The following is an 11,121-nucleotide window of genomic DNA, read 5'->3' as shown; positions in this document are numbered from 1 at the left end:
GGCATTGACCTTATAGTGACTATAACCCTCAGCCTAAGCCAAATCCTGAGTGTTGCAGAGAGGTTGCCATGGACAGTTGCTGCGAAAACAAGGCTGGTGAGCTGGCTCAGCTGCGGAGTCGGCAGAGTCGAGTCCTCTACATCGTGCTGACGGTCAATGCTGTCATGTTCGGGGTGGAGTTCACTGCCGGTTGGCTGGCCGGCTCGACGGCGCTGCTAGCGGATTCCCTGGACATGTTCGGCGATGCCTCGGTCTATGCCCTGACGCTGTTCGTGTTGCATCGGAGCGATAGAGCACGCGCTGGTGCTGCCCTGGTGAAAGGTGGCTTCATGCTGCTGTTCGGCGTGCTGGTGATTGCGGACGCGGTGCGCAAGGTGATCTTGCAGGAGGTGCCCCAGGCTGACTGGATGGGCACTGTCGGACTTGTTGCACTCTTGGCCAACACCTACTGCTTCTATCTGCTGTACAGCCATCGGGCGGACGATCTCAACATGAGGTCCACCTGGATCTGCTCACGGAACGATCTGGTCGCCAATACCAGCGTGGTGCTGGCCGCCGTCCTGGTGGCTGTCACTGGCAGCCTCTGGCCAGACGTCCTGGTCGGCCTTGCCATCGCCGCGCTGTTCCTGCACTCGGCTTGGCAGGTTAGTCGTGAAGCCTACGGCGCATGGCGCCGTGGTGCGGAAGGGCAGGTTGCACGGCCACAGGAGGCACGACCCGCTTCAATGCAAGATAACCCTGCGCCTTCATGCTGCGGAAGTAAGGCGCTAGCTGTCATCGCTGAGCCTGAACATCGCGCTTCGGTAGCTGCTTGCTGCTCCTCCAATGGCAGGTGTGGCGAATGACGTCGAATGAGAAAGGCCGCCCGTAGGCGGCCTGTCGCTGGCCAGGAAGAGCTAGGCGGTGCGCTGCTGGCCTTTCTCCTCGAGCAGCACAAGTAGGTTGGCCCGCTTCCGGGCGAGCATTGTGGGACTCGATGCTTCCTGGCCCGTGAGTTCGTAGGCTACGGCGGGAAGCACCTGCAGCGCCTGTTCGTGCGGATCTGTGTCGGCCGGCTCGAGCCCGATCCCAGCCGCGTCCACCAGCTTTGCCAGCAAACGTTCGAAGCGTCCTCGGGCCGCTTGCTCGCAATCGCTGCTAGCGACCATCCCTTCGCCTAGGACTGCGCGGAGGTGCCGTGCCTGCTGACGTCCTGCCAGCTGTAGCCAGGCGCGGCCCTCGTCGCTTGCGAACATCGCAGCGGACGCGGCGGCGAGACGTGGGCGTAGTTCTTGGCCGGCTTGGTCTGCAAGAACCGGTGCAGCCCTTCAAGCGGGTTGTGCGTGGCCCGCCCGGTGACCCTGGCAAGGTCGTAGATCTCCTTGCAGAAGCGGCGCACGTTGCCCATCTGGTCGATGATGCCTTTGCGCTCCATGCCCCTTAAAAACTCCATCCACTCGATGGGCATGATGTCGGTGAAGGGACGCGGCCCGTAGGCCGGGAAGACATGCAGCTCGAGGGCGCCGATGATTCGTCGGGCGGTGCCTTCCTCCCAGCGCGGCTTGCGAGCGTCATACCACTCGCGAGCCAGCTTCTCGAAGGTGTTGGTTGCGGCCAGCGCCTCGGCGGCCTTGCGCTCACGTTTGGTCACCATAGGGCTCTTGCCGCTGGCGGCCTCGGCTTTCAGCTCCGCAGCCTTGGTGCGGCGGCGGCACCGGTCACGGCAGGGTAGGCGCCCAGGCCAAGCCAAGACCATTTGCCGTCGGGCTTGTTGTAGCGAAGCTCCCAGCTTTTCTGGCCGTTGGGTTTGACGCGGAAGTACAGGCCGTTGCCATCCTGCTCGCGGTAGACAGCGGCTTCAGGCTCGAGGCTGGAGAGGGTGGTATCGGAGAGGGAGCGACGCTTGATGTCCTGGCGCTTCATCCTTGTATGCCTTTGGTTCGAATTTTCCCGCGGCATACACATCGGCATACACGGTGCGGTGGAATGACCAGAGACTACATGGAACCACCAGAAACAACAAAGCCCGCACTGGGCGGGCTTTTGAGGCTGTTTTTAGTACCACTTGGGGCAACCAGAAACAAGGGAATGGTCGGAGCGACTGAATCCAGCTCTTTCACCGAACGGGTGGCCGGCTGGTCGCAACCGAGGAAGCGCACGCCCTGATGGTGGACGATAAGCTGTTCGTGGGCATGGATGCCATCGAGCACCGGATCAAGAGCCTGAAGCAATCCGGTACTGGAAGGCTGGCCATTGCGGTGCATCCCGTGGTCGGCAATACCTTCACGCCTCGGGCGCTGGCGGAATTTGATCTAGCGGAGCGGGATATTCGCGTGTCCTTACGTGTGCAAAGCTCGCGAGAGGTACATCAAGAGGTATCCGCCGGTCTTTGCGACTTCGGGGTGATGGCGGATGAAATGCCTGTGGTTAGGCTCGAACATTCCGAACTCATCAATGAACCTGGTGTGATCGCTTTGCCTAAGGGGCACCCGCTGATTGACAAGTCTTCGATTTGTGCCAAGGACCTGAGTGGCTACGACTTTATCGCCCTCAATCCGGAGGACAGTGGCCGGCGTTGCTTAGAAGTGGCACTCGACCTGGAAAACGTTTCGCTCAACGTCCGTGTCGAGACGGCCGATGCACACACGATCTGCAGTACGGTTTCGCAGGGTATTGGTATCGCCTTCATCAAACCTTTGGCTGCGGTGGATTTTATTGATCGCGGGGTAGTGGTCAAGGCGTTCGATCTCGATATTCGAACGCGAAGCCTTCTCCTATTTCGTCCAGGGAAACCACTCGCGGAGTCGGCTAAAAAGCTGCTGGCTTTCATGCGGGTCCAGTTGGCGAGGGACCTGAAGCTCGTGAAGCGATATCTATAGATATCTCACTGGATGAAGAGGGTGATAGGAGCGGTAACAGCTGATAGTCCTTTCTTGTGAATCTACAGGAAGCGCGCCCGTTATTCGTTGGCAGTACCTCTCTAAGGTAACCAGCGCAGCTACAGCTAAGCACCGGATTCGCTTCCGAAAATATACCACCCCTGCACGTGCCCCTTACTCCAATCCCCCCTGCACCCCCTCCACCCGGGCTCCCCCCATTATCGGCCCGCGCCCCGCGCGCGATAGAAGGGAAAGGGAAGGAAAAAAGAGAAGGAGAGAAGGAAGGAAAGGGGCGAAGTGGCCCTGGGGTGGAAGGGGGAGAGGTTGGATAGGGGCGTGTGTTGTACAGGGGTGGTATATTTCAGTGGTTGGGAACATCGCCCGTGAGGAGGTCACCGCCATGTACGAAGGGATCCAGCGTGCGCACCAGGTGCTCGTCGAGCAGTTGGCCAGCTTCAATTCGACCTGGCCAGGCTTGGTGGTCGAGGGCCGCGTGTGGCAGGTGCCGCTGCTGAACGAGCAGAAGACGCCGGACGTTCTCGAGGTCCAGGAGGCCGAGGGCCAGGCGGCGATCGCGTTGGCCACCGCGGCGTTGGCCAGCCACCAGCGCGACGTTGGCCAAGCCGCCGGCACCGTCATGCGCCTGCCGGGATACTTTCGCCTGCAGGCGAGCGTACTGCCGCAGGTGCTGGCCATCAATGCGAGCAAGCAGGTGGTCACCGACGAGATCGAGGCGCTTCGGGTTGCCCTGGGCTACACCCCCGAGATGCGGCCGCGGCTGCTCCGGCGTGCCCTCGGCGCCGGCGTTACCACCAAGCAGCTACAGCGCACCATCCACGCCTTCGACGGCGCGCCGCGGCGGATCTCGTTCACCTGGGCTGGCCACACCACCAGCAACCAGCGGGTGCCGGTGGCCACCGTGCGCGAGCAGCTGCGAGCGGAGGCCGAGAGTAGGGCGCAGCAGCAGGGGATACCGCTCGAGCAGACGCCCGAATACCAGGATCTGCGCACGATCGCGAACCTGGCGGACGACCAGGTGCTGATCAAGCACAAGGTCGTGGCGCCACATCCACGCTGCACGCTCTGGTTTGGGGGGCGCGGCGAGAAGTGGGACGCCATCATCAAGGCCAACCTGCCGGTGTTCGTGCTCGCCGGCGAGGCCGAGCCGAAGGTCTCCGCGCTGCGCGACTTTGATCGTGCGGCGCGCGGCCGGCAGCGCGGCGACGTGAAGGCGCGGGCTGAGGTCTGGGCAGAGCGCAACCTCTACCTGCCCACCGATGGCCAGCGGATGAATATGGAGGAGGGTGATCGGGTGCCACTCAGGACGCCTTCGACCTATCGACTGGGCGGCATCACCTACGAGTCATAGGTTTAATGCCTGAGCTCAGATGTGGCTTTGCGAGGGGATGATTGTCAACGTGATGCAGGCGATCCTAATGGGACCAGCCGGCATAGGTTTGCCCAGAGGTCTGCCCTAATTGCTAAGCGCTGCGATCGTCAGAAGAAAATCACCGCCACCCGTATCAAAAGATAGATTGGGTGCTCCCATCGTTGTATCGCCCGCCAGGGCGATGCGCTGATCGTTGCCGCGGCGGCGGATAAGGCGGCCGGGATCATCAATGCCCGGGTACTTGAAGCACTAGACACCGGTGGTTTCTTAATAAACATCGCCCGTGGAAGTTGGTCGATGAGCGCGCACTCATAGCCGCCTTGCGTGAAGGCCACATTGCGGCGCTGGACTGGGTGTCTTCGTCGACGAGCCAAGAGTCCCCGACGCGCTGAGGCAGGGCCAGCGAGTCGTGCTGCAGCCCCATTGCGCCAGTGCCAAGGTGGAAACACGGACTCGTATGGGGGAGATGGTGAATATGGAGAAGGGCGAACTGGTGCCACTCAAGACACCTTCGACCTACCGGCTCTGCAGTATCGCTTATGTAGCCTCTACGTAAATGTAGTTAAACATAGGAACACGGAGCTAAAAACCAATCAGCTCAAAGCGTACGGATGATCACCCGCCGGAAGTCATCGATGTGATGATGGATGGCATGACTAGCCGCCTCGCTGTCACGGTTCTCCATGGTATTGAGGATCTGCAGATGCTCTTCGTAGATACGCTCGCTATGATGCATCCCCGACATGGTCAGGGGGTCATGCCGAGATATAAGGAAAATTCACTCACTTCGCACGTAACGTGTTGATGCCAAGAGAATTTACCAAGTCGACCGCACAGCCTCTGATCGTGGACTATCTTTTCTGACTCCTCAGAAAAGGAGTTCCTATGGCTTCATTAGAGCGTACGGCGTATCCCACTCTGCCAAAGGCGTATTCAAAAGCTGAGCTGCAGCGTGATTTTTCGTTCTCAGATGATGAGATTAAGTGGGTACGAAGCAAGTCCAAGGCCCCCTTTCACCTCAATCTCGCCGTTCTCCTAAAAACCTTTCAGGTGCTCCGATATGTTCCTGATATCACCGACGTACCTATTCAACTGGTGGACTTCATTCGCGGAGAGTTGGGTCAGCGTAGCAAGGTGAAACTCGCGGAATACAAGTGGTTCCAACAATATCGCCACATGAACGCGATCCGAGCTCGCCTCGGTGTGACGGCATTCTACGGCTCTGATGCCATGGAGCTCGCCGAGCGGCATGCCAAAGCAATGTCGTTTGTGCTTGACCAACGCGCCGACATCATCAACTCCGTAATCGAAGAACTGATCAGCCAGGATTATGAGCTCCCTGCGTACTCGACCCTGAATGATCTCGCTGAGCGAATTCATGCCGAATCCCAAGAGGCAATATTCAACCTCGTAGTAACCAGAACGCCAGTCGAGGTGATCCACAAGTTAAAGGATCTGCTCGACACTGATTTCGGCCGACGCCAGAGCGACTTCAATGCGCTGAAGCAGGCGCCCAAGAAGCCATCTCGCAAGCACTTGGAGGTGCTGATCGATCATCTGGCTTGGCTCGAGAGCCTCGGGGATCTGGATGCCATTTTTGGAGGAATAGTCGACACCAAGATCCGCCACTTCGCTGCCCAAGCCGCGGCGTCGGATGTAGCCGAGCTGAAGGACTGCTCACTGCCGAAACGCTACACGCTGATGCTGGCCTTGATCTACCGCATGCGCGTGCGGACCCGGGATCACCTGGCCGAGATGTTCATCCGACGGATTTCGACGATCCATAAACGCGCCAAGGAGGAGTTGGAGCGAATCCAGGCGCGGCAACGCCAGAAGCTGGAGCAGTTGGCGGCGACCCTGGATGGCGTGGTGCAGATTCTGGTTCAAGAACCGGATGACCAGGAGGCTGGCAGTCTGATTCGGGAATACCTCTCCCCCGGTGGCAATTTGGATCGGTTGCGTGAGACTTGCGCCGAAGTACAGGCTACCGGCGGTAATAACTATCTGCCGCTGATCTGGAAGCACTTCAAGTCCCATCGCTCGTTATTGTTCCGTCTCAGCCACCTTCTCCAACTGGAGCCCACGACTCAGGATCGATCGCTGGTTCAGAATCTTCAACTGATCCAGGACAGCGAGAATCTACGCCGCGAATGGATCGACGAGCACATCGACTTGTCGTTTGCGTCGGAGCGCTGGGTCAAGGTCGTTCGTCGTCCTGCCAGTGAGGGGCCACCGACCAACCGGCGCTATTTGGAAGTTTGCGTATTCTCCTACCTGGCCAGCGAGCTGCGATCGGGTGACATGTGTGTACAGGGGTCGGAATCCTTCGCCGACTACCGCAAGCAGTTGCTGCCCTGGGAAGAATGCCTGCAGCGACTACCGGCCTACTGCGAAAAGGTCGGGCTGCCAGGCACGGCGAAGGAGTTTGTTGGCTCCCTCAAGACCCAGCTGGAGGAAACCGCGCAACAACTGGACGACAAATTCCCATCTTGCCGAGGGGACGTATCAATTAACGAAGCCGGAGAACCGGTGTTGCGCCGAGTAACGGCGCGGGACATCCCACCTTCGGCCATCTCACTACAGACGGCGCTTATGCAGCGCATGCCGGCCAGGCACGTGCTCGACATCATGGCCAGCATCGAGCACTGGATTCAGTTCACGCGGCATTTCGGTCCCATGTCCGGTAACGAGCCGAAGCTCAAAGAGCCTGCCGAGCGCTATCTGATGACCATCTTCGCAATGGGCTGCAATCTCGGCCCCAACCAGGCCGCGCGGCATCTGGCCGGTAATGTCACGCCACACATGCTGTCCTATACGAATCGCCGCCACCTATCGTTGGAGAAGCTGGACAAGGCTAACCGCGAGCTGGTGGAACTCTATCTGCAACTTGATCTGCCTAAGCTCTGGGGCGATGGCAAGGCGGTGGCAGCGGACGGCACGCAGTTCGACTTCTATGATGACAACCTGCTGGCCGGCTACCACTTCCGCTACCGCAAGATGGGTGCCGTGGCCTATCGGCACGTGGCCAACAACTACATCGCTGTGTTCCAGCACTTCATCCCACCTGGCATCTGGGAGGCGATTTACGTAATTGAGGGGCTGCTAAAGGCTGATCTCAGTGTTGAGGCAGACACTGTGTATTCAGATACGCAGGGGCAATCGGCGACAGTTTTTGCCTTCACCCATCTGCTGGGCATCAACCTGATGCCGCGTATCCGCAACTGGCGTGACCTGGTGATGTGCCGGCCGGATCGCGGCGCGTCGTACAAGCATATCAACCGCCTGTTCACCGACACTGCCGACTGGCACTTGATCGAAACCCACTGGCAAGATCTGATGCAGGTCGCGCTGTCCATCCAAGTCGGCAAAATCTCCTCGCCTATGCTGCTGCGAAAACTCGGCTCCTACAGCCGGCGAAACAAGCTCTACCATGCGGCACAGGCGCTGGGCAGCGTGATCCGCACGATCTTCCTGCTCAACTGGATCGGCAGCCGCGAGTTGCGCCAGGAAGTCACCGCGAACACCAACAAGATCGAGTCCTACAACGGTTTCTCGAAGTGGCTTTCGTTCGGTGGCGACGTGATTGCCGAAAACGATCCGGACGAACAGCAAAAACGTCTGCGCTACAACGACATGGTGGCCTCATCGGTGATCCTGCAGAACACCGTGGATATGATGCGCATCTTGAAGAAATTGGCCCGAGAGGGTTGGCAGTTCACCGACGAGGACGTGTCTTTTCTCAGCCCTTACCTGACCAGCAACGTCAAGCGCTTCGGCGAATTCAACCTCAAGCTCAACCGGCCACCGGAGCCTTGGATCAAGGACTTGGTGTTCCAACAAGCTGCCGGCTCGCTGCGGGTGATCACCCCTCGCCAGCTAGATACCGAGAAAACCACATGATCAATGTTCCTCCCGCATCCTTTCGCGTTACACCGTACGGCGAAGTCGATGCAGTGGCGTTGGAAAACTTGCGCGACGGCTTCGACACCTCTCAACTGCTCCGGCTGGTTGATCGATTGGACGCCTGCTCGCTAGAAATGGGCGGAACCACCGCCATTCGCGATGAGCTGCTGAGATTGCATGCGATGGTTCTGACGATAGTTGAGGGCATCGCTCTTACGGTGCCTGCCGAGAGTGCCTGTATCTGGGCAGAGGCCGAATCTCTACAGACGGATCTTGAGGCGCTGGCTTTTGCACGGTTCGGTATTCATCAAAATGAAGCGGCCGAGCATCGAACAATGGAGGCATAGGCTAGGCCAGCAGGCGGTATCTGCGCGAGCTACTTTTTCAGCAGCTCGCTTCAACATACATACGACCTGACATACCAGAGAACCTGACAGAAATGTAATGGTTACTTCAGCCTTTGGTCAGGACGCTTTGCATATATTGGCTGTCAGACGCTGCAAGCATTGAAAAACCGCAAATGTCCCTGCAATAGGCCAAGTTCGTCGCTAACCAATCCATAAGGTGCCCCGTATGTCCTCTCAGCAGTGCCATCACCAGCCCGACCAAACGAAAGGTACTGCAGCACTCACCGACCCCGTCTGCGGGATGAAGGTGGAAGAGGATAGCGAGCATCAAGAGCATTATCAGGGAAGCACTTACCGCTTCTGCAGCCAGGGTTGCCAGACCAAGTTTCGTTCCGACCCTGCTCGATATCTCGCTGCACCGCAGGCTCATGGGACCTCCTCTCGGGCATCTACCCCACCCGCACAGAAACCACCCGCCGGTGATGCAACGACAGAGTACACCTGCCCAATGCACCCTGAAATCCGCCAAATGGGGCCAGGTGATTGCCCTATTTGCGGGATGTCATTGGAACCGCTGATTCCTGAACTCGACGAGGAGGAAAATCCTGAACTCAAGGACTTTTCGAAACGATTCTGGTGGTCGCTGCCCCTGACCGTAGCAGTGACACTATTGGCCATGGCGGGACATGCGATACCGCTGTTTCACGGGGCTAGCCAGAACTGGGTTGAACTGGCCCTCACGACCCCGGTTGTCTTGTGGGCAGGCTGGCCATTTTTCGCGCGCGGTCTCGCCTCGGTCAAACATCGCAGCCCAAACATGTGGACCTTGATCGGGCTTGGCACGGGGGCTGCCTATATTTACAGCGTCGTAGCAACCCTCTTACCGAGCATGTTTCCAGAGTCATTCACAGTAGGCGGCCGGATAGGCGTTTATTACGAAGCCGCCGCGGTGATCATTTCATTGACTCTGCTGGGCCAGTTGCTGGAATTGAAGGCCCGCTCGCAGACGTCCTCGGCAATTAAGTCCCTGCTTGGCTTATCACCTAAAACCGCTCGCCGTATCGCCAAAGATGGTTCAGAGGAGGACATCCCGCTCACACATGTTCATGAGGGCGACCATCTGCGCGTTCGTCCTGGTGAAAAGGTACCCGTTGATGGAGAGGTATTGGAGGGCGAGAGCGCCGTCGATGAATCCATGCTAACGGGCGAGCCGGTTCCGGTGACGAAGCGGACAGGCGATTCGCTTATCGGCGCGACGATGAACACGAGCGGCTCGCTTGTCATGCGAGCCACTAAGGTTGGCTCCGGGACCATGCTTTCACAAATCGTCCAGATGGTTGCGAATGCACAACGCTCCAAAGCACCCATGCAGCGAATGGCAGACACGGTTGCAGGTTATTTCGTGCTGACGGTCATCGGTATCGCCTTGCTGACATTCTTTGCATGGGGCCTGTTCGGGCCTGACCAGGGCTGGGTATTCGGCCTGATCAATGCAGTTGCGGTTTTGATCATTGCTTGCCCTTGCGCACTTGGCCTGGCAACGCCTATGTCGATCATGGTTGCCACAGGCAAAGCGGCTGGAAGTGGAGTGCTTTTCAGAGACGCAGGCGCCATCGAAAATGTCCGTAAGGTAGACACGCTGATTGTCGATAAAACAGGAACCTTGACCGAGGGCCGACCTGTCTTCGATCGGGCCATAGGCGTCACGCCGTTTGACTCGCAGGAAGTCATCCGTTTGTCTGCCAGCTTGGATCAAGGTAGTGAGCATCCCCTAGCCCACGCGATCGTAGACCATGCCAGAAGCGAAGGTATCCAGTTGGCGAAGCCAGAGACCTTCGAGTCAGGGTCAGGGATCGGAGTCCGTGGTCTGGTGGAAGGCAAGCAGCTACAGCTAGGCAACACCGCGCTTATGGAAGATGCGGGTGTGAGCGTCGAGCCGTTGAAATATCAGGCAGAAAAAATGCGCGAGAGCGGTACCAGCATTGTTTACCTGGCTGTTGATGGGGCACTTGCCGGCTTGCTGGCCGTATCGGACCCAATCAAACCGACGTCCAAGGAAGCTGTAGCGCGGCTCCAAGCGGAGGGCGTGCAAGTCATCATGGCCACCGGCGACGGGCTTACCACTGCCCGCGCGGTGGCTCGTGAGCTATCGATCGATGAGGTGCATGGCGAAGTGAAGCCGCAAGACAAGGAGGCGCTGGTGGTTAAGCTACAAGCCCTAGGTAAAGTAGTCGCCATGGCAGGCGACGGAATAAATGATGCGCCGGCGCTCGCCAGGGCTGATGTCGGCATAGCGATGGGCACGGGCACTGACGTCGCCATGAACAGCGCCCAAGTTACGCTCGTTAAAGGTGACCTGATGGGGATACTGCGCGCGCGCACGCTTTCGGTGGCGACGGTTCGCAATATGCGTCAGAACCTTCTGTTTGCCTTTATGTACAACGGGTTGAGCATCCCGATTGCCGCAGGTCTGCTCTATCCGTTCTTCGGACTGTTGCTGTCTCCGATGATTGCTGCCCTGGCCATGAGCCTCAGCTCAGCATCGGTTGTGTTCAACGCACTCCGGCTCCGTCAAACGCGTGTAGTTTGAAGCCTGTCGGCTTAGGCTTAGGCTTCGGTTGCG

General features: G+C 58.6%; 8 protein-coding genes and 2 pseudogenes. 7 read left to right on the top strand and 3 right to left on the bottom strand.

The window, feature by feature from the left end:
* Nucleotides 1-68: 68 nt before the first annotated feature.
* Nucleotides 69-845: a cation diffusion facilitator family transporter gene (locus NRG74_RS23845; protein WP_017638775.1), complete on the top strand. Its 777-nt coding sequence runs from the start codon at nt 69-71 to the stop codon at nt 843-845.
* Nucleotides 846-896: 51 nt separating this feature from the next.
* Here NRG74_RS23845 and NRG74_RS23840 read toward each other — a convergent pair whose 3' ends face one another.
* A complete protein-coding gene (locus tag NRG74_RS23840) occupies nt 897-1,148 on the bottom strand; it encodes a hypothetical protein (RefSeq protein WP_017638774.1) in 252 nt (83 codons plus the stop codon).
* A gap of 104 nt (nt 1,149-1,252) precedes the next feature.
* A pseudogene (locus NRG74_RS23835) lies at nt 1,253-1,902 on the bottom strand (tyrosine-type recombinase/integrase); the annotation flags it as partial.
* Between the two features lie 242 nt (nt 1,903-2,144).
* On the opposite strand from NRG74_RS23835, the gene NRG74_RS23830 reads away from it, so the two are divergent.
* From NRG74_RS23830 to NRG74_RS23820, 3 genes and pseudogenes are all read left to right on the top strand, one after another.
* Nucleotides 2,145-2,858 carry a LysR substrate-binding domain-containing protein gene (locus tag NRG74_RS23830; RefSeq protein WP_074585321.1) on the top strand — a complete coding sequence of 238 codons (714 nt, stop codon included), beginning with the start codon at nt 2,145-2,147 and terminating at the stop codon, nt 2,856-2,858.
* Between the two features lie 400 nt (nt 2,859-3,258).
* Entirely contained in the window at nt 3,259-4,227 is a 969-nt protein-coding gene (locus tag NRG74_RS23825) for a DNA replication terminus site-binding protein (protein WP_257706769.1), read from the top strand.
* A 186-nt stretch (nt 4,228-4,413) separates the two neighbouring features.
* A pseudogene (locus NRG74_RS23820) lies at nt 4,414-4,804 on the top strand (NAD(P)-dependent oxidoreductase); the annotation flags it as partial.
* Nucleotides 4,805-4,846: 42 nt separating this feature from the next.
* On the opposite strand, the gene NRG74_RS23815 reads toward NRG74_RS23820, so the two are convergent.
* A complete protein-coding gene (locus NRG74_RS23815) occupies nt 4,847-4,993 on the bottom strand; it encodes an FCD domain-containing protein (protein WP_257706768.1) in 147 nt (48 codons plus the stop codon).
* A gap of 140 nt (nt 4,994-5,133) precedes the next feature.
* Here NRG74_RS23815 and NRG74_RS23810 point away from each other — a divergent pair, with 140 nt between their 5' ends.
* From NRG74_RS23810 to NRG74_RS23800, 3 genes are all read left to right on the top strand, one after another.
* Complete coding sequence (locus tag NRG74_RS23810) at nt 5,134-8,148, top strand: Tn3 family transposase (RefSeq protein WP_257706767.1); 3,015 nt, start codon at nt 5,134-5,136, stop codon at nt 8,146-8,148.
* Complete coding sequence (gene tnpC / locus NRG74_RS23805) at nt 8,145-8,498, top strand: Tn3 family transposase post-transcriptional regulator TnpC (RefSeq protein ID WP_017638586.1); 354 nt, start codon at nt 8,145-8,147, stop codon at nt 8,496-8,498. The genes NRG74_RS23810 and tnpC overlap by 4 nt, the downstream gene beginning before the upstream one ends.
* A gap of 226 nt (nt 8,499-8,724) precedes the next feature.
* A complete protein-coding gene (locus NRG74_RS23800) occupies nt 8,725-11,088 on the top strand; it encodes a heavy metal translocating P-type ATPase (protein ID WP_081594550.1) in 2,364 nt (787 codons plus the stop codon).
* Nucleotides 11,089-11,121: the final 33 nt, after the last annotated feature.

It is taken from the genome of Pseudomonas oryzihabitans, assembly GCF_024652905.1.
GTDB classification, from domain to species: Bacteria; Pseudomonadota; Gammaproteobacteria; order Pseudomonadales; family Pseudomonadaceae; genus Chryseomonas; species Chryseomonas benzopyrenica.
This window is presented reverse-complemented; position numbering and strand designations above follow the sequence as displayed.

Coding starts and splice junctions, on each gene's coding strand:
- NRG74_RS23800 (WP_081594550.1), top strand. CDS start 8,725: ATGTCCTCTCAGCAGTGCCATCACCAGCCCGACCAAACGAAAGGTACT.
- tnpC (WP_017638586.1), top strand. CDS start 8,145: ATGATCAATGTTCCTCCCGCATCCTTTCGCGTTACACCGTACGGCGAA.
- NRG74_RS23810 (WP_257706767.1), top strand. CDS start 5,134: ATGGCTTCATTAGAGCGTACGGCGTATCCCACTCTGCCAAAGGCGTAT.
- NRG74_RS23845 (WP_017638775.1), top strand. CDS start 69: ATGGACAGTTGCTGCGAAAACAAGGCTGGTGAGCTGGCTCAGCTGCGG.
- NRG74_RS23840 (WP_017638774.1), bottom strand. CDS start 1,148: ATGGTCGCTAGCAGCGATTGCGAGCAAGCGGCCCGAGGACGCTTCGAA.
- NRG74_RS23830 (WP_074585321.1), top strand. CDS start 2,145: ATGGTGGACGATAAGCTGTTCGTGGGCATGGATGCCATCGAGCACCGG.
- NRG74_RS23825 (WP_257706769.1), top strand. CDS start 3,259: ATGTACGAAGGGATCCAGCGTGCGCACCAGGTGCTCGTCGAGCAGTTG.
- NRG74_RS23815 (WP_257706768.1), bottom strand. CDS start 4,993: ATGTCGGGGATGCATCATAGCGAGCGTATCTACGAAGAGCATCTGCAG.